The sequence below is a fragment of the Kitasatospora sp. CMC57 genome, assembly GCF_045866025.2.
Lineage (GTDB): Bacteria > Actinomycetota > Actinomycetes > Streptomycetales > Streptomycetaceae > Kitasatospora.
The window spans coordinates 1,566,893-1,592,780 of sequence record NZ_AP035881.2 but is presented as its reverse complement, the minus strand read 5'-3'; the positions used below and the strand labels follow the sequence as shown (position 1 = coordinate 1,592,780).

General features: G+C 69.0%; 19 protein-coding genes and 2 pseudogenes. 11 read left to right on the top strand and 10 right to left on the bottom strand.

All coding sequences use genetic code 11. The features are described from left to right. Positions 1 to 11 precede the first annotated feature (11 nt). Positions 12 to 659 carry a nucleotidyl transferase AbiEii/AbiGii toxin family protein gene (locus ACKUU6_RS07345; protein ID WP_407987648.1) on the bottom strand — a complete coding sequence of 216 codons (648 nt, stop codon included), beginning with the start codon at positions 657 to 659 and terminating at the stop codon, positions 12 to 14. Continuing rightward, a complete protein-coding gene (locus tag ACKUU6_RS07340; RefSeq protein WP_407987647.1) occupies positions 659 to 979 on the bottom strand; it encodes a hypothetical protein in 321 nt (106 codons plus the stop codon). Before ACKUU6_RS07340 ends, ACKUU6_RS07345 begins: the two co-directional genes overlap by 1 nt. A gap of 552 nt (positions 980 to 1,531) precedes the next feature. Here ACKUU6_RS07340 and ACKUU6_RS07335 point away from each other — a divergent pair. From ACKUU6_RS07335 to ACKUU6_RS07315, 5 genes and pseudogenes are all read left to right on the top strand, one after another. Further along, a pseudogene (locus ACKUU6_RS07335) lies at positions 1,532 to 2,158 on the top strand (IS5 family transposase); the annotation flags it as partial. Positions 2,159 to 2,862: 704 nt separating this feature from the next. Next, the gene (locus ACKUU6_RS07330) at positions 2,863 to 3,597 is read left to right on the top strand and encodes a hypothetical protein (protein ID WP_407987646.1); all 735 of its coding nucleotides are present in this window, start codon (positions 2,863 to 2,865) and stop codon (positions 3,595 to 3,597) included. 105 nt (positions 3,598 to 3,702) lie between these two features. Next, positions 3,703 to 4,167, top strand: a complete 465-nt coding sequence (locus tag ACKUU6_RS07325; RefSeq protein ID WP_407987645.1) for a universal stress protein — start codon at positions 3,703 to 3,705, stop codon at positions 4,165 to 4,167. 47 nt (positions 4,168 to 4,214) lie between these two features. Continuing rightward, positions 4,215 to 5,390, top strand: a complete 1,176-nt coding sequence (locus ACKUU6_RS07320) for a PP2C family protein-serine/threonine phosphatase (protein ID WP_407992057.1) — start codon at positions 4,215 to 4,217, stop codon at positions 5,388 to 5,390. A 96-nt stretch (positions 5,391 to 5,486) separates the two neighbouring features. Then, a complete protein-coding gene (locus ACKUU6_RS07315; protein ID WP_407987644.1) occupies positions 5,487 to 6,335 on the top strand; it encodes a universal stress protein in 849 nt (282 codons plus the stop codon). A 315-nt stretch (positions 6,336 to 6,650) separates the two neighbouring features. Here ACKUU6_RS07315 and ACKUU6_RS07310 read toward each other — a convergent pair whose 3' ends face one another. Genes ACKUU6_RS07310 through ACKUU6_RS07300 form a run of 3 tightly spaced genes read right to left on the bottom strand, consistent with a single transcriptional unit; the run spans position 6,651 to position 8,073 of the window. Continuing rightward, positions 6,651 to 6,950, bottom strand: a complete 300-nt coding sequence (locus ACKUU6_RS07310) for a DUF4193 domain-containing protein (protein WP_407987643.1) — start codon at positions 6,948 to 6,950, stop codon at positions 6,651 to 6,653. A 59-nt stretch (positions 6,951 to 7,009) separates the two neighbouring features. Then, positions 7,010 to 7,609: a transposase gene (locus tag ACKUU6_RS07305; protein ID WP_407987614.1), complete on the bottom strand. Its 600-nt coding sequence runs from the start codon at positions 7,607 to 7,609 to the stop codon at positions 7,010 to 7,012. Beyond that, on the bottom strand, positions 7,534 to 8,073 hold the full coding sequence (locus tag ACKUU6_RS07300) for a winged helix-turn-helix domain-containing protein (RefSeq protein WP_407987615.1): 540 nt from the start codon (positions 8,071 to 8,073) through the stop codon (positions 7,534 to 7,536). The genes ACKUU6_RS07305 and ACKUU6_RS07300 overlap by 76 nt, the downstream gene beginning before the upstream one ends. A gap of 353 nt (positions 8,074 to 8,426) precedes the next feature. On the opposite strand from ACKUU6_RS07300, the gene ACKUU6_RS07295 reads away from it, so the two are divergent. From ACKUU6_RS07295 to ACKUU6_RS07275, 5 genes are all read left to right on the top strand, one after another. After that, a complete protein-coding gene (locus ACKUU6_RS07295) occupies positions 8,427 to 9,932 on the top strand; it encodes a DUF2397 family protein (RefSeq protein WP_407987642.1) in 1,506 nt (501 codons plus the stop codon). A gap of 77 nt (positions 9,933 to 10,009) precedes the next feature. Next, complete coding sequence (locus ACKUU6_RS07290) at positions 10,010 to 11,251, top strand: DUF2398 family protein (RefSeq protein WP_407987641.1); 1,242 nt, start codon at positions 10,010 to 10,012, stop codon at positions 11,249 to 11,251. Continuing rightward, the gene (locus ACKUU6_RS07285; protein ID WP_407987640.1) at positions 11,244 to 16,625 is read left to right on the top strand and encodes an SbcC/MukB-like Walker B domain-containing protein; all 5,382 of its coding nucleotides are present in this window, start codon (positions 11,244 to 11,246) and stop codon (positions 16,623 to 16,625) included. Before ACKUU6_RS07290 ends, ACKUU6_RS07285 begins: the two co-directional genes overlap by 8 nt. Next, complete coding sequence (locus ACKUU6_RS07280) at positions 16,625 to 18,010, top strand: DUF2399 domain-containing protein (RefSeq protein ID WP_407987639.1); 1,386 nt, start codon at positions 16,625 to 16,627, stop codon at positions 18,008 to 18,010. The genes ACKUU6_RS07285 and ACKUU6_RS07280 overlap by 1 nt, the downstream gene beginning before the upstream one ends. Before the next feature lie 374 nt (positions 18,011 to 18,384). Continuing rightward, entirely contained in the window at positions 18,385 to 21,234 is a 2,850-nt protein-coding gene (locus ACKUU6_RS07275; RefSeq protein ID WP_407987638.1) for a hypothetical protein, read from the top strand. 171 nt (positions 21,235 to 21,405) lie between these two features. On the opposite strand, the gene ACKUU6_RS07270 is transcribed toward ACKUU6_RS07275, so the two are convergent. Further along, positions 21,406 to 21,606 (bottom strand): hypothetical protein, encoded by a 201-nt coding sequence (locus ACKUU6_RS07270; RefSeq protein WP_407987637.1) that lies wholly within the window; start codon positions 21,604 to 21,606, stop codon positions 21,406 to 21,408. A 165-nt stretch (positions 21,607 to 21,771) separates the two neighbouring features. Here ACKUU6_RS07270 and ACKUU6_RS07265 point away from each other — a divergent pair, with 165 nt between their 5' ends. Further along, a complete protein-coding gene (locus tag ACKUU6_RS07265; protein ID WP_408649627.1) occupies positions 21,772 to 21,975 on the top strand; it encodes a hypothetical protein in 204 nt (67 codons plus the stop codon). A 17-nt stretch (positions 21,976 to 21,992) separates the two neighbouring features. Here the strand turns inward: ACKUU6_RS07265 and ACKUU6_RS07260 are convergent, their stop codons facing one another. From ACKUU6_RS07260 to argS, 4 genes and pseudogenes are all read right to left on the bottom strand, one after another. Then, a complete protein-coding gene (locus ACKUU6_RS07260; RefSeq protein WP_407987614.1) occupies positions 21,993 to 22,592 on the bottom strand; it encodes a transposase in 600 nt (199 codons plus the stop codon). Then, the gene (locus ACKUU6_RS07255; RefSeq protein ID WP_407987615.1) at positions 22,517 to 23,056 is read right to left on the bottom strand and encodes a winged helix-turn-helix domain-containing protein; all 540 of its coding nucleotides are present in this window, start codon (positions 23,054 to 23,056) and stop codon (positions 22,517 to 22,519) included. The genes ACKUU6_RS07260 and ACKUU6_RS07255 overlap by 76 nt, the downstream gene beginning before the upstream one ends. 86 nt (positions 23,057 to 23,142) lie before the next feature. Next, positions 23,143 to 24,030 (bottom strand): annotated as a pseudogene (locus ACKUU6_RS07250) (helicase-related protein); the annotation flags it as partial. A 60-nt stretch (positions 24,031 to 24,090) separates the two neighbouring features. Then, complete coding sequence (argS, locus tag ACKUU6_RS07245; RefSeq protein ID WP_407987635.1) at positions 24,091 to 25,851, bottom strand: arginine--tRNA ligase; 1,761 nt, start codon at positions 25,849 to 25,851, stop codon at positions 24,091 to 24,093. Positions 25,852 to 25,888: the final 37 nt, after the last annotated feature.

Sequence of the window (25,888 nt, the reverse complement as noted above, 5' to 3'; positions counted from 1 at the left end):
GGGGCAGGCGGTTACTCCTGGTCGAGGTGGCTGCGCCAGTCGGCGAACTCTGCCCTGACCGCGGCGGCGGCAGGCGGTTCGGTGCCGTACGCGGCGAACTGTTTGTCGCTGTAGCGTTCGACGCGGCGCAGTGCGTCGGCGAACATGGCGTGGTCGAAGCCGGCGTCGTTCTGAGCGGCGAGTTCGAGGAGCCGTTCGCGGGAGTATCCGGCGTGCAGGAGGCCGTGGACGTCGATGGCGTCGCGGACCTCGGCGCGGCTGAAGAGCGCGCCGGTCTTGCCGGCGGCGACGTCGTCGCGGTGCAGAACCGGGCCGAGGTCGGATGCCACTGGCGGGTGGTGCAGGAACTCCGCCACCAGCTCGACCTTGTTCTGGACGCCGGTTACCGGGTCGGTGACGTTCATGCGTGTGTAGGTCGGCACCTGCTGCACGACCTCTACCGCGTAGCCGGCCGCTTCATAGGCGGCGACGGCCGCTGCGACGGCGGCCGGCATCTCATCCGTCGCGCGGTGGATGGGGGCGAACAGGTCGACGTCGTCGCTGAGCCGGTCCACGATGCGGTGCGCCTGCACCGCATAGCCGCCGGCGAGGGCATAGCCGAAATTCTCGGCGAGGGCGTCCAGGCCGATCTTGATCAAGCGCCGGTGCTGCTCGTCCACTACGCCGCTGCCGCGCGCGGGCCGAGCTCGGGAAACCGTGCCTGCCACAGGGCGCGTAGTTCCCTGGGTAGGAACAGCTCCGCCCAGGTCCGCAGCAGGGTGTTCCGATCCAGATGTTCATGGAGGTCGGCGGGCGACTGGGCCTCGCGGATCACCCTCTCGTACATCAGGACGAGGTCGGCCGGATCGCCGAGATCGTAGGTGTACGGCGGGCCCCAGTCCAGGTGCCGTGGCAGCGTGACAGCTCCGACCGTAGGACCGGCCAGCTGGTCCAGTGACGCCGGGAGAGCGTACGGCTTGGCGACGGCATACCTACTCATGGTCACTAGTCTGCCGCACCGAGACCTGGTGTTCCAGGGCTATGATCCTCTCCGAGCCCGAGTGGAGGATGTCGAGGAGGTCCTGGGCTGCCCAGTCCGGGAAGGTCGCTGCTGGCGGGACCGGCAACCGGGCATCGCATAGGAGGCTCATCGCCCGCCGTGCTGCGCGCTGCTGGGATCGAGCGGATCCGTGTAACGTCGCCTCGCCGACGCTCGAAACCGCGACTGCTGCCTGGTTCGCCGCTCCGGTGGCCTCATCCGGCCGTCACTGTCTCCGATACGGTTAGCCCCATGACACAAACCTTCGCCGCACCCGCCGAGGCCGCTGAAGCCGTCATCAGGGACGTCGGGCCTTCACCCGTGATGGTGGACACGCGGTTGGTTGTCACGGCGGCGAGCGTGAGCTTAGCGGTGTGGTGGCGTCGTTCGTACTCGTTGGGGCTGAGGTGGCCGTTGGCGGAGTGCCGGCGGCGGGTGTTGTAGCGGGTCAGCCAGGCGAAGACGGTCCTCCGGCAGGTGGCCGGGTCGCCATAGTCCCGGGCGCCCTGGAGCCACACCACGGTGTTCTCGCACTTCAGCGCGTGGACCGCGGACGGCACGATCGAGAAGGTCGGCATCCGGCTGCACCGCCTGGTCCGCGAGAAGGAGGGCCGGGATCCCGAGCCGACCGCTTGCGTGATCGACGCCCAGAGCGTGAAAACCGCGCCCAGCGTGCCGACCGAGACCCAGGGCATCGATGCCGGCAAGAGGATCATCGGCCGCAAGCGCAGCATCGTCGTCGACACGCTCGGGCTCCTTCTGCTCGTCATGGTCACCGCCGCGAGCGTCTCCGACGACGACGCCGGGAAGCAGCTCCTCACCCGGCTTGCCGAATCACACCCCACGATCACCAAAGCCTGGGTCGACACCGGCTACAAGACCCAGGCCATCGAGCACGGAGCGAAGCTCGGTATCGACGTCGACGTCGTCCCCCGAAACACCCAGGTCAAGGGCTTCTCAGTCGTACCGCGCAGGTGGGTCGTCGAGCGCAGCTTCGGCTGGATCATGATGCACCGCCGGCTCGCCCGCGACTACGAGACCAAGCCCGAGCACTCCGAGAGCATGGTCCGCCTCGCGATGATCTCGAACCTCGCGAAGCGAGCAACGGGCGAAAGCACCATAACCTGGCACAAACCATGAACTACCCCGCATTCAAGCAGGACGTCCTCTGAGAGAGGCTGACGATCAAGCCACCAGTAGCTCGCCCCACTCCAGCCCCACACGTTCTGACGATGCGTCACAAATGCAGTGAGACAGTCTATTTGAGAGTTCCGCTTGACAGTGGCCAGGAAGGACGGCACGGACGCCCAATAGTTGCCGCCAGGCGCGGAACCGCCCCCAGGCAGCAGTGGGGTTACTGCGGACCGCCAAGTCGCAGATTGGCCAGTTCTGTCAGGGTTGGACTGCCGCAGTCGTCTGACTCCGCGACGACTCAGAGGGCGATAAGAGCCGCTTCCTCGCATTTGGTCCTGATCTGCTCCACCTGGTGGCGGACTACCTCCTGCGGAATTCGCGTGGACGGCCCCGCCAGCAGGCTTCGAACGCCGACTCCCCGCCTCGCTGGAGGGAGTTCTGTCTGGCAAGTCCCCTCTGGTCCTCTGGCACGATCACACAAACCAGGGCGAGTTGGCTCTTATCGCCCTCTCACCCGACGGCAGCGATCGGGATTCGACTCTCTCCACCGCCGGCTCGGCACCATCGGTTCGGCCTCCGCTGTCCTCCCGCCCGAGCTGGCGCCGCCGAACAGCCTGGCGCGGTCCACGGTGATACCCGCCGAACCCCTGCCACGCGAACGGGTCGGGACACCGTGGCAACTACACCCGGCGGGGTACTTCCGTCAGGGCTTGGTCGGCGAGTCGTACCACAGTGACCAGCTCGAGCGGATCTCCGGTCCGGAGGCGGCGGGCGAGAAGCAACTCGTCGCCGAGCTCCGGCGCGAACCGCGCAACCCGGACGACCGAGACGCCATCCAGGTGCTCATCAACGGCGGTCTCGTCGGCTACATTCCGAAGGAGGACGCCCCGGACTACCAACCCGAACTGAAGGCCGTGGAGAGCTGGGGATACACGGCGCAGTGCCCTGCGCGGCTGTGGTGGCGCAGGGAGCAGCACGAACTCGTGGCGTCCGTCTCCCTCAACCTGGCCGAACCCGGGAGGATCGTGTCCATCGTCCCCCGGCCTGTCGGTGAGCTGGTCCTCCCGCCCAGTCGGTGGTTCCAGGTCAGCGGAGAGGCCGAGCACATGGACATGCTCGTGCCACTGCTGAACCGGGCGTACTTCCCTGGAAGGGCGTTCGCCTACGCCCAACTGGAACTGGTCGATCGCACAGGACCGCGGTCCGTGATCCCGATTGTGGTCGTGCGCATCGGCGGCGGCGTGGTCGGCGAGCTGAGCCGACAGACCTCCGCAAGGCTGAAAGCGCTGCTGGAGCCGCTGCGGGACGCGCAGGTGGCCTGCTACGCCGAGGCCGAGCTAACTGGCAACGCTCTCGCCGCGGAGGTCCGGGTGTCCCTGACGATGCCCGAAGAGCTCCGAGCGGGCTTCGTGCAGCAGGTCGAGGCCAGACTCGGACGATCGTGAGCCCGGACGATTGCGCGACATCAGGGCCGCCGAGCGGCCCGTCAGGAGCTTGGAGCCGATCATTGACAGTGACGGTGGAGACCACACAGCCATCGGAGGCGAGTGATGAGCGGGCAGGCCAGCCGATCGACTCGGATCCTCGTGGGAGTGGACGGTTCGCCGTCGTCGAGGGCCGCGCTGGCGTGGGCAGCCCGGCAGGCCGAGCTCACCGGCGGCACCGTGGATGCCGTGCTCGCCTGGCGGTACCCGGCCGGGTACGGCTGGACCGCGTCGGTCCTGCCGTCCTTCGACTTCGTGGGCAACGCTGACCGGGCCCTGGCCGAGGCCGTCGCGGAGGCCGCCGCCGAGCACCCGCAGGTCGAGATCCGCGAGCACGTCGTCCAGGACCATCCCGCTGCGGCGCTTCTCAAGGCCGCCGACGGCGCGCAGCTGCTCGTCGTGGGCAGCCGCGGGTACGGCGGGTTCACCGAGGCCCTGCTCGGGTCGGTCAGCCAGCACTGCGTCCACCACGCACACTGCCCGGTCGTCGTCGTCCGCGCCGCCACACCCGGGCCTGGGACGAAGCTGTGACCGGCCCCGGAGTCGACTACCGGGCAGTGTTCCACGCCCTGCCCGGCATGGTCGCACTGCTCATCCCCGACCTGGCCTACGCCGACGCCAACGATGACTTCCTGCGGCTGTCCGGGCGTACCCGCGAGCAGCTCATCGGCCGGTACCTCTTCGATGTCTTCCCCGACAACCCGAACGACCCCACCGCCACCGCGGCCCGCAACCTGGAAGCCTCCCTGCGGAGGGTTCTGGCGTCCGGCGAGCGCGACACCATGGCCCTGCAGCGCTACGACGTCGAGTCCACCACCCGGCCCGGTGAGTGGGAGGAGCGGTATTGGAGCCCGGTCAACGCCCCGGTCCTCGACGACGAGGGCCGCACGGTTCTGCTCGTCCACCGCGTCGAGGAGATCACCCAGCTAATCCGCGCCCACGGCCTGCCCGAGGGCAACCGCGCCCGCGTCCTGGAAGCCGAGCTCTACACCCGCGCCCGCGAACTCCAGGAGGTCAATGAACGCCTGCGCGAAGCCCATGCCCGCGAACGCGAGGTCGCACTCGTGCTCCAGGAGGCGATGCTGCCCGCCCCCAGGCCGCTGGAGCGCCACCACGCCGCGGTCCGGTACCGACCCGCCGTAGGCGCGCTCAACGTCTGCGGCGACTGGTACGACCTCGTCGAACTGCCGGGCGACCGAGTCGCGGTCGCCGTCGGCGACGTCGTCGGCCACGGCCTGGTCGCCGCTGGCGTGATGGGCCAGCTCCGCAGTGCCCTCAGCGCCGCCTCCCGGGTCGCCACCGGCCCCGCTCAGGCCCTCGAAGTCCTCGGGCTGTACGCCCGTTCCGTCGAGGGCGCCGAATCGACCACCGCCGCGACAACCTTCATCGACTCCGGCACCCGCACCCTCACCTACAGCAGCGCCGGCCATCCCCCGCCTGCCCTGCTGCACCGCGACGGCACCGTCGAATTCCTCGACCAGGCCACCGACCCGCCGCTCGGCGCCCGGCCCGAGCACCAGACACGGCCCGAGGCCGTCACCCGATTCGCCGAGGGCGACATGCTCGCCCTCTACACCGACGGCCTGGTTGAACGCCGCCGCGAGGACATCGACACCGGCCTGGACCGCCTCGCGCACGTCCTCGCCACGCACCGCTCGGCGGACCCCGACACCCTCGCCGACACCGTCCTCACCGAACTGCTCCCACCCGGCGGTGCCACCGACGACACCGCACTCGTCGTCATCCGGCTATGACGGCGGCTCCGGCCTGCCGAGGGACCCCGGGGTCGCCGGCCGGGGGCGCGCGGGGCTGAGTGCGGACCCGCCGTCCGAAGCCTCTTGGAGGACATCGTGAATGGCCTGATCACCGTCGGATACGACGGATCGCCCGAAAGCATCGCGGCCGCGCAGTGGGCCGCGCGCGAGGCCGAACTCCGGGGCATGCGCCTTAGACTGCTCCTGGCCTGGCCGTGGACCGCCGATCACGTGCTCGGCACCCCGGATGCCGTGGCCGAGAGCCGAACGCGACTCAGTCGGCAGGAAGCCGAACTGCGCGCCCAACTGTCGACGGTCGAAGTGACCGCCGTCCACCGGTCCGGCCTCGCCCGGGACGCGCTCGTTTCGGCGGGTGAGCACTCCTCGATGCTGGCTCTGGGATCCCGCGGGCTGGGTGTGTTCCACGGCTTCCTCGTCGGATCGGTCAGTCGGCACGTCCTCGGCCGGGCCCACTGCCCGATCGTCCTCGTTCGCGCCGCGAAGGACACGCCGCGGTCCGCCGGCGAGGTCGTCCTCGGGCTGGACCTCGACCACCGGTGCGACGCGGTGCTCCACTTCGCGTTCGAGTCCGCGGCCCTGCGCTCGGTGCCGTTGCGTGTGGTCCATGCCTGGCAGCCACCGATGGGCAGCGACCTGGCCCCGGCGGTGACCGCGAGCCTCGGCAGGGTGGTGGCGACCGAGGCGATGCAGCGCTTCACCGACACGCTCGGCCCGTGGCGGGAGAAGTACCCCGACGTCGAGGTGGTGGCCTCCCTGCTGCGCGGCAGCACTGCCGCGACGCTCGTCGAGGCCGCAGGCCGGCCGGATCTCCTGGTCGTCGGCCGTCGCAACCGCACCGCGGTTCTCGGCGCGCACCTGGGCCCGGTCGCCCAGGCGGCGGTCCACCACGTCCACAGCCCGCTCGCGGTGGTCCCCTACGGCTGACGCTCTCCGTCGATCGCCCTTCTCCGCCGTCGCGTTCGCTCAGTGCGGCTCACTCCTCGCGGCCAAGCCGGCCGGGCGGCGCTGCCCACTTCCGTCACGGGGTGGTCCGACTCGCCTGCCTCTACGGGGCGGTGATGACCGTCCACCCGTGGCGTCGCGTCTGCGCGGTCGTTGTCGCCTCGCTTCATCCGGCCGGACCGTACCTCGGCCAGCCATCGACGCTCGGCACTGGCGGGTCGTGCGTCCAGTCTCGTTCGCCGTCCTGACTACTCGCCGCAACTGACACTGTCCACTCAGCGGGCGCGGCGACGGCTGTCAGGGGGCGCAGTCGCGGCAGATCATCCTGCCCTGGTCGTCCGTGTGGGCGAGCTGGCTGCGGTGGTGGACCATGAAGCAGGTCGCGCAGACGAACTCGTCTAGCTGTTGCGGCAGGACCTTGATGGTCAGCTCCTCCCCGGAGAGATCGGCTCCGGGGAGTTCCACGGTCTCGGCCTCTTCCGTCTCGTCCAGGCCTGCTGCGCCGGGTCGCCGCTCTTCACGGCGGGACTTCAGTTCTTCGAGGCTTTCCGCGTTGTCGTCCTCGGTGCGCCGCGGGGCGTCGTAGTCCGTGGCCACAGTGATTCTCTCCTTGTGTGGGTACTGAACTTGAATTCGTGATGTCGGCTTGAGGTTGATCAGCCGTCCATGATCAGGCCAGTGGTGGCGAGGCAGGCGTCGATGAGGTGAGGCCGGTACTGGATCTTCTTCAAGCTGCGCCTGACAGCTCGGGCGAGTTGATCGAGATCGGCGGCGGCGAGGTTGCCGATGGTGCGCTTGACCAGCGACCAGATGCCCTCCTGCGGATTGAGGTCCGGTGCGTACGAGGGGAGTTGGAAGACGGTCAGCCAGTCCTTACTCGCCTGGACGAACTCCTGCATCGGCGGCATCAGGTGGGCGCGGAGGTTGTCCCACACGAGCACGATCGGGCCGCCGAGCTGAATGTGCGCGCGAATCAGCAGGTCCCGGTAGTCCTGCCAGGTCAGGCCCTTCTTCTCGCCCTTGCGGCCGCGGTAGACGTGGAAGCTGTAGAACATCCGGGACCGCTGACCCGCCTTGTAGCAGCTCAGCCCCGCCATGGAGACCCGACCGGATCCCCGGCCGCGCACCCGCACGACGGGGGTACACCCGAGCCTGCCCCAGGTCCTGGCGCGCGGCGGCCTCATCGACTGCCCGGCTTCGTCCTCGAAGACGAGCCAGGCGTCGCGGGCCGCCGCGGCGCTTTTACCTGCGGCCACGTGTCCTTCTTCCACAACTCCACTGCCGCATCGTCGCGTTCGATCGCCCGGCGGGCCGGTTGCTGCCACGACCAGCCGTGCCGCTTGAGCAGGGCCCAGGTGCCCTCCACGGTGTAGGAGACGTGGAACAGCCGGCCGATCAACGTCTTCACCCGTGCCAGGGTCCACCGCTGGTCCTGCCAGCCGTGGACCAGCGGCCCGCGCTCCAACTCCCGCTCCAGTCGCACGATCTGGATGTCGGACAGCTTCGGACGACCGGGCGATCCCTTCGAAGCCACACCTGCCGAACCGCCCTCGCGCCACTGCCGGCGCCAGCGCTCCACCGAACGCACGCTCACCCGCAGCGCGGCCGCGATCTCCCGGTTCTTCTCGCCGCCCTCGAAGCGCTCCACGGCCTGCTGCCGGATCCGCTCCCGCGCCGCCCTCTCCGCGTCGGTCAAACCGCCGCCCTGTGCATATCTCACAGCACACGACTACCGGGACCGTCCCTCCACCGGCAGGCGAACGCTGCTGCTTCACCCGTCCGAGCGACATCACGCATTCAAGTTCAGTAGCAGTCGGGCGGAGAGGGGGCTTCCACTTTCAGCGGCTCTCTCGTCAGGCATTCGCCGGAGTGAATCAAGTCAATGTCAGGCCAATTATATTCGCCCCTTTGTTCTATTTCTGTGAATTGTCAGTGCTGCTCCTTATGGTGCTCGGTGTCTCTGTGTCGGGGGGAGTCGGACACTGGGGTGGCTGTGCCGCGCCCGACTCCGGCTGATTTCTCGCCTCGGCCATCGACGTGTCCGGGGAGTCGCACTCGAAAGGGCAGCTGAAGGTGACCGGTGCCTGGTGGCGCATGCTCGATACGGACCTGTTCGGGGTCTTCGCCGACAAGGACGACGAGCGGAGGGAGTTGTCGGCCGCAGTGCTCGGGGCGCTGCTGCTGGCGAGCAGTCGCGGGCCGATGTGGACTTTGTCCGACATCCGTGGGCTCCTCTCCGAGGTCGGATATGGCGATCCGGTCGGCAACGAAGCCCTGTCTGACGTCGTGGAGAGGCTTACGGACACGGGATATGTGACCCGTTTCCGGAACTACAGCGCCCCGGTCGGCAGCTACGCCGATGGCGGGCGACGGCGTGAGGCGTGGTCGTTGACCAGGGAGGGGCGGGTGATGGTCGCCGCCGTGCGGGAGGCAGTGGGTCGGCTCGACCGCACCCTGCAGCTGCCGCCTCGGCTGCTCGATGCCGTGGAACAGACCTTGCGCGGGCTGCTGCTTCACTACCGGGAGGACGCGGGGATGCTCGCCCCTGCCCTGGGGCACGTCAACGCGCATCTGGAGCAGTTGCAGGAGGCGGGCGGCGACTTCTACAGCGCGGTGGGGACGCTGGCCCAGCACGACGTCAGCAACGACGCCGTGTTCGCGACGAGCCGCGAGCACATTCTGCTGGCTCTGCGGCAGTTCGCCCGGCGTACCGAGCAGTCCCTGGGGCGGGTGCGTTCGGCCTTCGACGAGCTGAACGCGGTGGGTGTGGCGTCGGTGGTCAAGAGGGCCGTCCCGGGTGCTGGCATCTTGGAGCCCGAGGCCCAGGACAGCTGGTCCGCCGACAGGGAACGGGAGTTGGGCGACCTTCAGGCGTGGTTCACGCCCAGGGGGTCCATCGAGCGTCTCGTGGATGCGGCGGCGGATGCCATTCACGCGTTGCTCGGCGCCATTGACCGCCGTTACTACGCCACGACGCGCGGCAGTGATGTGGGTGCGGACTTCCGGCAGATCGCTCGGATGCTTCACGCGCAGCCGACGGCTGCCGCTGCCTATGAGGTGTTCGCGGCGGCGTTCGGGATGTGGCCGGCACGCCACGCGCTCGCGCCGACCGAGGAGGACATCGCCGTCCACGACACCGCGCAAGGCGGGGCCTGTCACGAGGTGAAGGTCGTCCTGCGCAGTACCGAGCGCGGGGCGAAGTCGACCGGGCGGCCTCGCAAGATCCCTGACCTCGGCCTCGAACGACGCCATGGAGAGGAACAGAACGACGCGGAGCTGAACCGTCTGGAGGCGATTGCGCGCGATCTGGCCACCCCCGGCCCTGTCCCGCTGTCCTTCTTCAAGGGCCTGGCCGCGGACCACACAGCGGTGCTGGTCGGACTGCTGGAGGAGGCCCTGAACGGTTTCGACGACTCCGCCGGGTACGGGTCGACCTACACGGTCGGCGCGGCGCTGACCCTGTGGCCTGGCGATCCGGAGCAGATGGTGACCGTGGAGTTCGAGGACGGGACCTTGACCGCGCCGGATGTGCTCGTCGAGGTCAGCCTGCTGGACTACGAGGAAGGAGCGGTTGCGTGATGAGTGCTCAGTCTCGTACTTCGGGCAGCGGCTCCGCCCGAGGGCTGGAGCCCGAGGCCGGCGTCGTGGTGGCAAGGATGCTGCGCCAGCAGATTCATTCCGTCGAGGACGATCCGGAGCTGTTCGGCCTGGCTTCCGCGCACCAGCGGGAGGTGGCTTCCTGGTTCGACCACACAGTCGGCTGGCGCTTCGAGGTCTACCGCTCCGAGGGGCTGTGCCGGTTGTACAAACGGCGAGCCGACCCGCCGTCGGACCGCGGCCCTGTGGTGCGGCGAGGCAAGTCCGGTGAGGTTCCCGCATCCCCGCTGGTCCTGGTCCTGGCCAGCCTGATCTGCGAGCAGTTGTGGCGCAGTACGCAGGCGACCTTCAACGACCTGCAGCGTGCGGTGGTTCAGGCGTGCGGGACTGAGGCGGACCTTGGCCGCTTGCCGCGCTTTCGTCCGGTGGCCGACGCCGGCGAGAAGCAGGCAACCGCGGGCGCTCACAGGCGGGCGTTCATCGACGCCCTGCTGCTGTTGGAGTCCTGGCACGTCATCGAGTCAGATGTCGCCCTGGACCAGCTCAAGCAGGACCAGGGACTCGATCTGGTCATTACGGCGCGCCGCGAGCGCCTTGCCCTGCTGACCGCTTCCGTCGCGCCTTCGTTGCTGGATATCGATGTCGACCGGCCGGACACCCATGCCGCGGCCCTGTGCGCGGATCAGCAGGACCTGCCCGAGGACGCCCCGGTGAAGGCCCAGGAGAGGCGCCGCAGGCACCTGGCGATGCGAGCGATCCTGGATGATCCCGGCGTGGTACCGGACCCCGCCAGTGAGGCGGGCAAGTACCTGTCCTCCTACACCGGGCGCGAGCGCGCCCTGGAAGCCGCCGCAGCTGCCGGACTCGTGTGCACCGTGCGCCGCGACTGGTGGTCGGTCTCCGACCCCTACGGACGGAGCACCGATCTGACGTTTCCCGCCGGGCGCAGTCTCGAACAGCACGGGGCGCTGCTCCTGCTGGAGGCTCTTGTCGGTCGGGACGAACCGATGGACTGGTTCGGAATTGAGTGGGCGTCATCGCAGCTGCGGAGGGAGCTGGCCGAGCGTCCGTGGTGGGCCCGCCGGTATCAGGGCCCGGGCGGGGAGCGTGCACTGGCCGAAGCCGGCATCCAGCAGTTGCGGTCGGCCGGGATCGTGAGCGCCGATCCTCCGCCGGGCTCGGGCTGGCGGCCGACACCGGCCGTCCACCTGTGGCAGGTCCGGGTTTCCCATGCCACCAGCACGGCAAAGAACGCGACCGTTTCAGGCGTTACCGATGGGCGGGAGAGCCTCGATGACTGAGCACCACCGTACGCTGGAGAGCCTGGCCGGGCTGGGCAGTTCGCGCAGGAAGACGCTCGTCCTGGATCCGCATCCCAGTGCCGTGGGCCGGTGGCAGGCGACCCGGGCCGGCGCCGTGAACTCCTGGCAGTGGAGCGAGGAACAGTTCGTCTTCAGCGCCGGGTGGCTGGCCCTGGTCGGTATGAACGGCTCGGGGAAGTCTCTGACTGGTGGCGTCCTGTGTCCGACGTTCATCGACGGCGACATCAGTTCCAAGAGCCTCTCGGCCTCTGGCGATGCTGCCGGAACCCTCACCAGCATCCACACCCAAGGGCGGCCAGGCCCGGCGAAGAGCGGGACATGGTGGCAGGAGTACGGCCGCACCGACCCCGGCCCCGAGGGCACCAATTGCACGCAGTGGCTGACCGCCGGCCTGTGGCTCAAGAGCAGCGGCGGCGAGCGCACCTCCCTGGAGCGGGCCTGGTTCCTCGTCCCGGCACGGGTGAACGCCCAGCTGACACTGGAACGCGACGGCATGCCGGTCGACATCGGCGACCTGGCGAGCCAGCTCGCCCAGCACGGTGGCCTGCTGTTCACCTCCTCCACCACCCTCGAGAACGCCTGCAAGGAGCACACCTCCGTCGTGCGCCGCGAGGAGGAATACACCGAGGCGGTGCGAACGGCGATGTACCAGCCGCTGGACCTCTCCAAGATGGACGCGCTCGGGTCGGTCCTTCGCGCGCTACGAAGCGTCCAGGCCAACGACAAGATCAGCCCGAGCACGATGCAAGCCACACTCACCTCGGCGCTGCCGTCGCTGGATGCCAGGCGGGTGCAGACTCTCGCCGACGCGCTGGCGAAGACGGAACAGCTTCAGGACCGGCTGCGCAGCGCCCGCAAGGAGAAGGAGGTCCTCAACGGCGTTCGCGCGGTCTACCGCCGCTACGTCGCAGCTGCGGCCTCCACTGCGGCGGTGGAATTCCGCGACGAGCACGCACGCCACCGCCAACTCCTCGGGCAGCACCGGACCTTGTCAGACCGGCAGCACAACCTTACGGAGAGTCTGCGGGAAGCCAGCCGACTGGTCCGGGACGAAGAGCGCCGGCTCGGCCTGCTGGCCCAGACGATCAAGACGTTGGAAGGCCGAGTCGCCGGCCATCCCGGGGCGGACCTAGGCGGCCTCGCGGCCTTGGCACAACAGCAGGAAGAGCGGGCCCGCACGAGCGCTCGGGACGCCGGGGACGCCGCCGGCGCGCACCTGACGGCGCACAACGCCTGCAGCGAAGCGGAACAGGAAGCCGAGGAGGCAGTCGGTCGGCTCGCCTCGTTGACGCGGGAGGTCGGCCAGTCGGCGGCCGAGGCCGGTGCAGGCGCCTTTCACGACGCCATGGCCCAGGCGGCCGACCGGCTCGGGAAGTCCCGTACGCAGGAGCCGACCGCCGCGCTCGAACAGGAGGTGAAGGGCGCCCGGGAACAGATGGCCGCCTGGCTGGAGGCGCAGTCGTCCGCGGCGGAGGAGGTGAGCGCGGCCCTCGGTGCGCTCAGTTTGCTGCTCACGGCGCAGGCCGACGCTAAGGAACGGTACGACGGTGCCCGGCAGGACTCTGAAACCGCAAGTGAGGAAGCCCAACGGCTCGTCGCAGCGGCGGAGCAGGCCGAGGATGACGCCCGCCAGGCATTGGCGAGGTTCACCGCCGGGTTGGTGCGCCTACCGGCTCCGCCACGTGAGCTTGTCGCCGCTCCTACGCTGGATCCGGATGCCGTCTACGGCTGGCTTCAGGAGAGCTCGGCCGAAGCACTGGCCGCGCTGGATCTGACCGGCATGCAGGTCCGGGCCCAGGCGCTGGCCGCCGGTGCCGCATCCGCCATCACGCAGGCCGAAGCTGCCCGTGTCACCGCCTCCGAGGCCGGCAGCCGGGCCCGGGAACGCGCGGGCGCCCTTGCCACCGAGGCCAGGAAGCTGGCGCGCATCCCTGTCGGCGTCGAGGAAATGGTCGAGGCCGTCCAGCACGTCGCCGAGCTCGCCGAACGCATGCCCTCGCCGGACACCGCCCCGATGACGGACCACCTGGAGGCAACTGTCGCCGAACTCGCCGACAGTGCCCGTGGCGAACTCGGCCGACGACGAACACTGTTGCAAGACGCAGGCGAAGCGCTCGACGCCGCCACCACGGCCACCGCCCACGCCTCGCGCCTCAGTAACGACGCCCGCGACGCACGGGAGACCGCAACCGGGCTGCGGACCCGCGCCGACGAACACCAGGCGGATGCCGAACAGGCAGGCCGCCAATGGGCACGGGAGACCAAGCGGTGGGCGGCCTCGCTCACCCTTCTGGACCGTGAGCTGCTGCGACTGCCGGACGAGCAGAGCATCCCCCGGGCCGTGGACGCGGAAGCGCTGACGGAGGACGTGGCCACGGCATACCGCCTCGCCTCCACCCGGATCACTGCCGAGCTCACCACCGCGACCATCGACGTGGCCTCCCGCGAGGCCCGGGTGGACGAGATCGACGATCGGATCGAGGAAGCCGAACGAAGCGAAGCAGGTCCAGCCCAGTCTGGGTGGCGCCCCGCGCGCCACGGCCGTCCGGGTGCCCCGCTGTGGGCCCTTGTCGACTTCGCCGGCCACCTGCCCGCCGAGGAGGCCGGCCAGCTGGAGGGCGCACTGCTCGCGGGCGGTGTTCTGGACGCCTGGGTGTCACCGGACGGGGAACTGACGGCCGGCGACGTCACACTGCTGCCAACGTCCAGGTGCGAGGGCCCGACACTCGCCGATCTGCTGGTGCCCGACCCGCAAGCGCCGGTCGCTGCTGACCGCATCCGAGAGGTGCTGGCGTCGATCCGGGTCCTGGAGCACGGCGAGCCTCCCGTCCCCGGGCAGGCGGCCTTCGCTCCCGACGGCACCGTCCACCTCGGCCCGCTCCACGCCCAGAGCCCCACAGGCTGGACGCCGCGCTACATCGGCGCGTCCGCCCGTGAACGCATGCGCCAGATCCTGCTCACCGACCTGCGCGCCCAGCGACAGGAGGCGGTCACAGCTCTCGATACCGCCCGTCAGCTGGTCGAGGCGCTGACCGGCAACCTGGCCACAGCCGACCGGGAGCGGATCTTCCCCCACCCTGCCCGGTGGCTGGAGCTGGCGAGCATCGCCACGACCGCCACCACGAACGCGGCCAGGCAGGAGGCCGCGGCCGGCGAGGCCGAGAGTGCCGCCGCTTCGGCGCTGCACGCCGCCGAGGACGCCGACCTGACAGCGTCGCTGTCGTGCCGGGCCGCCTTCGTGGAACCGTCCACCGGCGCGGTGCGCGCCGCTCAGGCTGTGTGCACGGAACTGCCCGGCCTGGTGATGGCGTGCCTTGAAGCTGCCCGCACGGCGCTGACCAACACGGCCGTCATGCACGCCGCCGCTCAGCACGCCATCACGGTCGAAGGTGAACACACCGTGGCCGAAGCCGCCTGGCGAACCGCGCAGGAAGCCGCAGCTGAGATCGACCAGGACCGCAGCAGCCTTCCTGCCGAACTCGCAGCGGTCCTGCCCACCAGGGCCGCCGCAGCCGAAGGGCTCCGACACGCAGCACAGGCCGCCGACGCGCTCGTCGACCTGGAGCGGGAAGTTGGCCGGCACAGTGCCGTGGTCCTCGGCGCGAAGACGACCCTGCACCGCAAGGCCCGCGTCACCAACGTGACCGTGCCGACCGACGCCGAACCCCTCCGCGGCCACCGGCAGACACTGCGCGATCTTCATCGCGGGCTCGGGGACTGGGCCGACGAGGCAATCCGGACATTCTTTACCCTCGCGGCCGCGGTAGCACACCGCACAGCAGCCTCCGACGCGGAACGTCACGCCGGCTCTCTGCGTGAGCGCGCGGAAGCTGACGCCTCGGCCGCGGAAACCGCCCGTCACCACTACACCGAGGAACTGCGCCAGCACGACCAGCCCTACAAGGACCTCCTGGCCGAGCTCGAGGACTCGCAGAACGCCCAGACCGAACTACGCGAGCTGCTCACCGCGCACACGCAGGAGGAGAAGGACGTCGAGGTCGACCTCGCTCTCGTCACTCAGGAGATCGGCAGCCACGCCGGCCTCCTCACACAGGCGTCCGAGGTGGCCGAGAAGGCGTTGGAGACCGTCCAGGGACTCTTCGACCACGGCCTCGTCGACGAACTCGCCGGAGCGGAGACCCTCAGCCGTCCCGAGACCGCGACCGACGCGGTCCACACGGTCCAGCTGATCCTCGAACAACGAGCCACCTCCGCCGGCCTGAACACGGACGAGGCCCGCCGCGCCGAGCAGACGGCGCGCAGCAACCTGGAAAGCCGTGTACGTATGGTCCTGGAGAAGCTGCTGGAGATCCGCCGACACGTGACCACCGAGGAGGACCCCCGCACCGGCTGGCGACGCGTCATCGTCACCGAATACGGTCGCGACCAGGAAACCGGCACCGCCTCCGTCGGTGCCAAAACCCTGCGCCAGGCACTGGCCGATCTCGACATCGCCATCACCTCCCTCGAGGACGACTTCAACGAGCAGGTCCAGACCGAGATCAAGGGAGTCGTCTTCTCCGAGCTCCGCAAGGACATCAACGTCCGGATCCACACCGCCGAGCAGATCGTCAGCGACATCCGGAACACCCTCAAGAACGTTCGCACCGGTGTCGCCCGCGTCGGCGTGAGGCTGGACTGGAAGCCCAAGAACGACGACCCCGTGGCCCGCGAAGCCCTGTCCTTGATCCGCGACGTCAACCACGAAGGCAGCTTCGACCGGATGTACGACTTCTTCGTCGAGCAGCTGAAGAACGAAGAAGGCACCCACGTCACCTGGGCCAAGCGCGTCGAGCACGTCTTCGACTACCGCAACTGGTACACGTGGGAGATCTCGCTGACCCACCGTTCCTTCTCCGACGACCCGACCAACGACACCGAGGTCTTCCAGACCGTCAACCCGCGCCGCAACCCACTGGCCCGACTCTCCGCAGGCGAAAAGCGCCTGGCGACCATGCTGCCGCTGCTCGCCGCCGCCCACGCGTTCTACTCCACCAGCGGATACGAAGGCCCGCGGGCGATCTTCATCGACGAGCTGAACGCCGCCCTCGACGCCCCGAACCTGCGCATGCTGCTCGCCCTCCTGCGGACATGGGACTTCGACGCACTCGTCACGCTCCCCGCGATGCAGCCGCTCCTCGTTCCCGAAACCGGCGCCGTCGGCATCCACCGCATCCACCAGAAGAGCAACACCATGCGTTACACCATCCCCAGCATCTGGACCGGGCGCGGGACTCCCCAAACCGCGCGCATCCACGTCGGCGCTCCCCGCCTGCCTGCCGACGACCTCACCGTGGACGCCGAGGACCAGCACCCAGACGATCTGTTCTCAGCATTCGCGCAGGAGGACTGATGTCCGGAGACCTCGCCGACCTCGACGTCCGTCCACTGTGGGAGGCGGTCGCCAGCCGCCTCGCGCAAGGGGACGATCCCGCAGCGATCAGGACCGTCACCGCGTCGCTGTCTCGGACCGGCCAGGCGATGGTCGCCGGGTGGCTCACCCGGGGGCGCCGACCCGGCAGTCGGCCTGTCGCCCTGCGCTCGACGGGGAAGGGCTGTGTCGTTCCGATCGCGAAGCTGCTCGATGCCCTCGGCCGGACCCCGGATGATCTCCGCGGTCTGGTGGAGGCGGCCGGGGTGGAGATCCCTGACCTCGCCGGGGAGCGCCGGGCCGCCGACCAGATGCGCGCGGACATCAACGACTACGCCGCGCGGGCTCTGCCCGACGCCCCTCTGCTGACCGCGCGGCTGCGGACCTACGGCATCAGCGACGAATCATGGGAGGACCGGCGACGGCTCATCGACTCCCTGTCCCGACTTTGCGAACTCCTGCCGCTGCCCCGGCCCGTGACGCTCGCGCGGCTGGCTCACCACTGCGCCGGTGACCCGCACTTCTTCGACCTCAACGACAGCGGGCAGGGAGACAAGGTCGTCCTCCTCGCCCGCGACCTCCTGCAGGCCCCGCAGCCGGACACGCCGGCCGCCGAACGTGCAATGCTCGCGCGCCTCGGCGTCATCGCGGACCGCCTCTCCCAGACAGTGCTCGTCCTCAACGTCGCGGCCACCGGCGACGGACCCACCGATCGCGCACTGAATCTCGCGCGCTCCGACAACCGCCCCGTCCACATGACCCTCCACGACCTGACCGCTCACCCGCCCACTCTCGACCCCAGCCGGACCTGGCTGGTGGTGGAGAACCCGTCGGTCGTCGACGAGGCCCTCATGCGGGGCACCGACCGGCCGATCGTGTGCACCTCGGGAACGCTGACCGCGGTGGACCACACCCTCCTGGCCCTCGCCGTCGACAACGGTGTCCCGCTGGAGTACTCCGGCGATCTTGACCCCTCGGGGCACGCGATCGCTTCCGCCGTACGGGCCCGGTATCAGGCGACCATCCGGCACATGGATGAGGCCACTCGGCACGCAGCCCTGGCAGCCCGGTCACCTAGCCAAGCGGCGATCCTCAACGCCGCTGCTGAACGAACGCCGACGGCCGGGGCAAGTCCTGCGGCCGAGACCTCGAGCGGCTGGTTTGGCGGTGAGCTGTCTCGGGAGATCGTGTTCCAGGAGCACGCGGTGATACTGGACCTCCTCCTGGGGCCGAGCGACCACGACCCGCTGAGCCTGCGACGGCAGGCTCGCCCCGGCACCGACGCGCGCAGTGCGGGCCCGGTGGGCCAGAGGCAGGAACGGGGATCAGCGCCCCGTGTCAAGGTCGGCCAGGATGGCCGTCACTGAGTGGGTACCCGCTGACCTTGTCGCGGGCACGGCCAAGGTAGCCCATTGCGGAATGGCACCGAGTCTTCAGTCTGCGTATCACGTTCGCCTTCTCCGCTCAGGGCACACGTGAGGGTGCGTCAGCTGCGCTCGCTTCCTTCACCGCGCAGGTCCGGGGGCGCAGCAGATTCGTTCTTGGGTTACTCCGTCAACTCGCCCGCATGAGCGTGGCTTACGCGACGTGGGGGGTCCCGAGTGTTGAGCAGCTGGCCATGTTGCGCGAGCAGACGCCCCTCTTCGCCGCATCGTTCTACGCTGGCCCTACGCGCCGCACCGGAGAGGGTCGGCGGTCTCTCCCTCATCGCAATCGGACACCTGACCGGAGAAGTCCCCACGTGTGTGCAGCCTTCGACCATCGCCTCGTCCAGACCGGCGTCATCGGCCACGCGAGTTCCGAAATACCGATCATCCTGCCGATGGAGGCTCACGAACTGGAGCGCTGGCGGAAGCTGCACCCCAGCCACACCTATTGGTGTGGCACCAAACTCGGAGGCTGCGGTAGGCAACTGGCGGACCGTCTCTATCGAGACAAGGTATGTCATTTCGCACACCACCCCAACCATGACGGTTCGCCGTTCGTATGCCATCGCACTGCCAACGGGGAGGACAGCGCAGATCACCTGTTCATCAAGCAGGGCGTGGAGCGATGGCTCCGGACGAGCCGGCTTTCCGGCAGTGCCACGCTTCGCAACCTCGGCACCGGCCCGGGCGACGCTGTCGACGTCCACATCCCGAAGACACGCCAGCGATTCCGCTTCCAACTCAGCGGTCTCGACTACCGCGCCTGGCGCCGAGCCGACATGGAACTCGCCGACGATTCAGACGGCATCGACTGGATCTTCAACCAGGACGGCCCGATCACCCGGGAGATGCTGGGCCGGTTCGGCTACACCCTCAGGGTCCGGTGCGAGACCGAGGGCGCAGTCCGTCGCATCTATGTCGGCGCCGAGCGGCCGCACCAGGCGGTGATCGACTGGACGCCCTTCGAGGACTGCACCCTTACACTCACAGGTCTAATTACGAAGACGCCCGAGGGACCGATATCAGTCGGCACGATCGGGCGGCCCCGTCCTCGCCCTGCCTCCTTCGCAATGCAGCCTGGCGCCGTCTTCGCCCTGGACACCACGGCCGCAGCCCCGGCCAGCTCGCCGCTCGCCGATGTCGGCCGGTACGTCGTGGCCGCCGACGTCAGACCTCCGGACAGCCGGATCATCCGTGCGCTGATCTCGATCCCGGACGGCGTACCGCACCCGTCCGCGGAACACGTCTACCGCTTCACCGGCACCCCACGGATCGCACTTACGGAGCCAGACGGCACCGGTGACCCACAATGGCTCATCCAGGCGGGGACGTTCGAGCGTCTCAACGCGCGCGAGGCCCACCGTACCGGCCTCTGGACGCCGCCCCCGTCCCCTCCGCCCGTGTCAGCGTCCCCAGCTCCCAGGCCCGTCGCTATGCCCGCGAAGAAGGTTGCACCTGCCCTGCCCACCCAAGGCGCACCTCGGGAGGAACCCTTCAAGGGTAGTCCCCCAGGCGAGTCTCGGACCGCCCACCGTCAGGCCGTGGTGTCCTCCGCCGAGAAGCGACGGCCAGTCACACCGGGCAGGCTACCGGAGCATGCCAAGGCCGCGGTGAGCAGTCTGAAGCTGGCATTGGAGAGAGCAGCCGGCCGTGGGATGACGGTGACCTGGGACGAACTCGCCGAAGCAACGGACCTGGTGCTTTCCAGTCTTCCGATCTCCGTCCGTCGGGACCTTCTCATCGAGGTGGATCGGCGAAGTGGGCGCCTGCTGTCTGCACTGGTGCGGACCTCTACAGGCACCCGACTGCCATACCTGGCGGACATCGCATCGGCGGTCGGAATGGAAGTACCTCCGCCCACCGACGGGGCCCGGCCTACCGTCCGTCTGCCGGAGAGCCCCACACCCCCTACGTCCCGGGCGAGGGACGGCGGCGCAAGCGTGGAGCAGGTCCAGAGGCTCGTCACCGCAGCGCTCGGATATCGGCGGACCATACCCGGAAAGCCCGGGCGCCATTTGGCAAAGGTGATCGGCAGCGCGCAACGCTGGCTGGCGGGCGTGCAGGGGCAGGGCGGCGCGGCCGTGCGTCTGCGCCCGCTCAACAACCGGGGAATCTCCCAAGCACAGCTCCACACCACGGCGCTCACCCGCGCCATTGCCGCGGCGCAAGAGAGGCCAGCTGCGACACGGAGCGGACCTCACAGCGACGAACCGCTGCTCCCCGCCGCACCGGTCGAAACGCCTGCCATCGTCGCCCCGGGGTTCCAGCAGACTCCTGAGGAGCCCGCGGATACCGGCGCGTTGCTGACTCAGGGGCACGCCGGGCTGAGCCGGCAGCGTCAGACTGACGGCGTCTCAGACAACCGAGGGGAGGACCAGAAGCGCTCTTCGGAGGCGCACAACGCCCGACTCCCTCCGCCGCCTCGCCTTGCAGGCACGCTCATGTCCTCTGCCGAAGCGGGGCAGCCTGGCAACAGTGAATCGCTTGCGTGTTTGGAAACCGTGCTCGACCTGCTCGACGGCCAGGACGCAACCCCTGCTTTCCTCGACCTGTACCGAGCCCTCGAAGAAGCCGACCGCATCGCACATCGGATCGGCGAATCGTCGATTCCGCCGCTTCTTTGGGAACGGCTCTATGACTGGCGAGCCGTGTTTCGCACCGCGCCTTCCACGGACGGAAGTGCCGCGTACCGCGCCCCTGGCACCGGCCAATCCCCGCCCGATGCGTCGGCCTCCCGCTGTACCACCGCAGACGCCCCAGGGGTGCACCACTCCGAGGCGCGTGCGCTCCTCGACGACCTCGCCATGCAGTTCCGCGCCGCCCGAGACGCGGGCGATCTGGGCGAGACGAAGCGCATCCGCAAAGCCATGGGCCCCGTCTACGCACAGCAGCTGTCCTCGGAGGATCGCGAGGCGGTGACCCCGATGATGCGTGAGTTCAAGCGGTGGGTCATCGATCAGAGGCCAACCGATCCTGGCCTGCAACGTATCCGGGCTCTCCTCCAGGATCTCGGACAGCGCAAGGCGACGGTGACCGTCGCCGACATCCGCAGCGTCCTGCAGGAGGCCGACAGATTGCGCCGCCGGCTGGCCGCTCCCCTGCCGGAGCCCGAACGCAGGCTTATGGCCCGCTGGCGCACCCGCATGAAGCACCGGCGGGCCTAGCACTCGACTTGCTCTACTGGTTGACGCTCTCCAACTGCAGAATACGTGTGAAGGGATGGTCCACCCTCCACCTCGACAGTCCGCCAGGCCAAGCACGCATCGGAGCCCAGGCGAGGCAGCCTTCGTGCTATGGGTCGCGGTGGTGAAGCCAGGTCGCCGGGACCGGCGCGCTCACTTCGCTTGGATGGAGAACCTCACCGGTTCGGCGAGAACGGCTGTCGCTGAGTCGAGGTCTGAGAGCCTGGTGGCGAGCGTGGCCATGGCGAGGCGTTCCGGCAGCGCCTCGTGGAACTTCAGGCCGCGCATCGCTTTCACATCGACGTCGGGCAGGCACAGGCGTGAGACAGCGTCCGCCGTGCCGGCCTTCCACATCTGCGGTGTGAGGTCGGTGCGCAGGCGCAGGTATTCGTCGGAGAAGCGCTGGCGCTCGTCGGTGACTCCCGAGAGGGTGGCGGTGAGGGTGGCGTTGGCCCGGTACCCGGCCCAGGTCCACCAGCGGATGTCGTCCCCGGCTCGGGTGATGACCGTGCCGCCGGGGTGGACGGTGTCGACGTTCTGCTCGCGGACATGGGCGAGTTGCTGGGTGGCGCGTCGGGTGAGTTTGACCTGCGGGTCGGCTCCGAGCAGGACGTCTCGGGCGGCCTGGTTGAGGGCGTAGGAGGTTCCGCTGTACCCGGTGCCGAACCAGCGCGCGCGGCCGGCGAGGTCGGAGGCTTCGACGTACTGAACTTGAATTCGTGATGTCGGCTTGAGGTTGATCAGCCGTCCATGATCAGGCCAGTGGTGGCGAGGCAGGCGTCGATGAGGTGAGGCCGGTACTGGATCTTCTTCAAGCTGCGCCTGACAGCTCGGGCGAGTTGATCGAGATCGGCGGCGGCGAGGTTGCCGATGGTGCGCTTGACCAGCGACCAGATGCCCTCCTGCGGATTGAGGTCCGGTGCGTACGAGGGGAGTTGGAAGACGGTCAGCCAGTCCTTACTCGCCTGGACGAACTCCTGCATCGGCGGCATCAGGTGGGCGCGGAGGTTGTCCCACACGAGCACGATCGGGCCGCCGAGCTGAATGTGCGCGCGAATCAGCAGGTCCCGGTAGTCCTGCCAGGTCAGGCCCTTCTTCTCGCCCTTGCGGCCGCGGTAGACGTGGAAGCTGTAGAACATCCGGGACCGCTGACCCGCCTTGTAGCAGCTCAGCCCCGCCATGGAGACCCGACCGGATCCCCGGCCGCGCACCCGCACGACGGGGGTACACCCGAGCCTGCCCCAGGTCCTGGCGCGCGGCGGCCTCATCGACTGCCCGGCTTCGTCCTCGAAGACGAGCCAGGCGTCGCGGGCCGCCGCGGCGCTTTTACCTGCGGCCACGTGTCCTTCTTCCACAACTCCACTGCCGCATCGTCGCGTTCGATCGCCCGGCGGGCCGGTTGCTGCCACGACCAGCCGTGCCGCTTGAGCAGGGCCCAGGTGCCCTCCACGGTGTAGGAGACGTGGAACAGCCGGCCGATCAACGTCTTCACCCGTGCCAGGGTCCACCGCTGGTCCTGCCAGCCGTGGACCAGCGGCCCGCGCTCCAACTCCCGCTCCAGTCGCACGATCTGGATGTCGGACAGCTTCGGACGACCGGGCGATCCCTTCGAAGCCACACCTGCCGAACCGCCCTCGCGCCACTGCCGGCGCCAGCGCTCCACCGAACGCACGCTCACCCGCAGCGCGGCCGCGATCTCCCGGTTCTTCTCGCCGCCCTCGAAGCGCTCCACGGCCTGCTGCCGGATCCGCTCCCGCGCCGCCCTCTCCGCGTCGGTCAAACCGCCGCCCTGTGCATATCTCACAGCACACGACTACCGGGACCGTCCCTCCACCGGCAGGCGAACGCTGCTGCTTCACCCGTCCGAGCGACATCACGCATTCAAGTTCAGTAGCAGCGGCGCCTGGTCCAGTCGATCCAGGTGACCTTCCAGCTCCTCCCACCGAGGAGCAGGACCCGCGGTCCGTCGATCTTCTCGGTCAGGAGCATGGGGTCGGTGCGGCCGATCTCCTGACGGCCGGCGAGGACGGTGAATTCCGGCGGGGCGATGAAGACGGCGGTGATGCCCATGAAGTGGCGGCGGCCGAACTTCTCCTCGGCGGCCGGGCCGATGAACAGGAGTTCACCGTCCTGGTCGAGGAATCCGTGGTCGACGAGGTGCCGCAGGATTGGTTCCGCGCTGCGGTCGAAGGGGGGAAGGCCGTTCCAGCCCTCGTCCCACAGCCCTTGGGTGATCTTGTGTTCTTGCAGGCTCAGGGCGAGGAGCTGCTGCGCGACGATGTGCCTGGGCTCGGGCGGCGCGGTGACGGGTTCGACGTAGCCCCGTCCCCAGAGGACGAGGAGGGCGGCGGCGCCGAGGAGGGCCTCGTGGCTGCGTGCGAGGAACAGGCAGTTGCGGGTGGAACCGGCGCGACGGCCTGTACGGCCGATGCGTTGGAGGAAGGAGGCGACGGTCGTGGGGGCGTCGATCTGGATCACGCGGTCCAGGTCGCCGACGTCGATGCCGAGTTCGAGTGTGCTGGTGGAGACGATGACGCAGTCGCGGGCTTCGGCGAAGGCGGCTTCGGCCCGGCGTCGTTCGTCCAGTGAGAGGGAGGCGTGGGAGAGGAAGGTGGTCACGCCTGCGGCCCGGAGTGCGGCGCCGAGCTCCTCGACGAGTTGCCGGGAGTCGCAGAAGACCAGCCGTTTCTCCCCTCGGTGCAGGGCGGCGATGACCTTGGCCGCATTGGAAGTTGATCCGACGTAGTCGAGTTCGATGTCCCCTGGCGGCGGCGCTGCGACCTCTGCGCCGGCTCGGATGAGCGGGCTGTGCCTGTCCACCCGAGCCGTCAGCGTGATCTACAGCCGCTCAGGCGTTCCGATGCCCAGGAGGTCCATACCCTGCCGAAAGGTCTGGCTAGTGAGCTGGCACAGCAGCAGGCGGGTCTCCATGACCTCTCGGGTCGGGGCCTTGAGAACCGGGCAGTGCTCGTAGAAGGTGGTGTACGCCGATGCCAGGCTGTGGAGGTAGGCGCAGAGGCGGTGGGGTTCGAACGTCTCGGTTACGAGGCCGATGGTGGCGCCGAACTCGTCGAGGAGGAGGCCGAGGGCGCGCTCGGCCGGCTCCAGCGACAGGTCCTGGTGTGCTGTGGGCGTGGCCCCTTCGGGGGCCTTGCGCAGGATCGACTGGATGCGGGCGTAGGCGTACTGGAGGTAGGCGCCGGTGTCGCCCTTGAGGGAGACCATGCGGTCGGTGTCGAAGACGTAGTCGCGGGTGCGGGAGGTGGAGAGGTCGGCGTACTTCACCGCACCGATGCCGACCTGCCGTGCCCGGTCTTCGAGTTCTTCGGTGCCGAGCTGGGGGCTCTTCTCGGCGACGACGGCGCGGGCCCGGTCGACGGCCTCGTCGAGGAGGTCCATCAGGCGAACTGTCTCGCCGGAGCGGGTCTTGAAGGGCTTGCCGTCCTTGCCGAGGACGGTGCCGAACGGCAGGTGCAGGGCGCGGACGTTCTCGGGGAGCCAGCCGGCGCGCCGGGCGGTCTCGAAGACCATCTGGAAGTGGAGGGCCTGACGGCTGTCGACGACGTAGAGGAGCTGGCCTGCGCCGAGCGTATCGACGCGGTCGCGGATGGCGGCGAGGTCGGTGGTGGCGTAGCCGTATCCGCCGTCGCTCTTCTGGACGATGAGAGGGGTCGGCTCACCGTCGGGGCCCTTGATGTCGTCGAAGAAGACGCACAGCGCACCGTCGGAGCGCACCGCGACGCCGGACGCTTCGAGGTCGGCGCACACGTCGGCGAGCATGTGGTTGTAGTAGCTCTCGCCGACGGCGTCGGTGTCCTCGAGGAGGACATCGAGGTTCGCGTACACGGCTTCGAAGTACAGCTTCGACTCGTCGACCATCCGCTGCCAGGACGCGACGGTCTCCGCGTCGCCGGCCTGGAGGCCGACCACACGCCGACGGGACCGGTCGGCGAACTCGGAGTCGCCGTCGAACAGGGCGCGCGATGCCTTGTAGAGGCGGTTCAGGCGGGACATCGACGGACCGGACTCGGCTGGCTCCGTGCCGCTGTCCAGCTCGCCCGGGTGCTCGACGAGGTACTGGATGAGCATGCCGAACTGGGTGCCCCAGTCTCCGAGGTGGTTGCGCTTGATGACCATTTCGCTGGAGAACTCCAGGGTCCGCACCAGTGCGTCGCCGATGATCGTCGAGCGCAGGTGGCCGACGTGCATCTCCTTGGCGATGTTCGGCTGGCTGTAGTCGATCACCGTGACGCCGGGTGCGGTGCTGCTGCCGACGCCCAGCCGCGTGTCCGCCGCGCGGGCGGCCAGCCGGTCGAGGATCGCGCTGTCGGTGACGGTGATGTTGATGAAGCCCGGGCCCGAGACCTCCAGGCTCGCGATCACCTCGTCTGCGGCCAGGTCCTCCATGACGCGCGTGGCGACCTCACGGGGATTGGCCCGCAAAGGCTTGGCCAGACTCATGATGCCGTTGGCCTGGAAGTCCGCTCGGTCGCTTCGTCGCAGCTGAGGGTCGCTATCCGTGGCGTCGGGGAACGCGGTGGAGATCGCCTGCTTGAAGCGCTGCTGCACTGCGTCGGCGATGGAGAGGACCGTAGCCATGGAAGGAGGGACCACTTCTGTGAGAAGGCGGATCTGT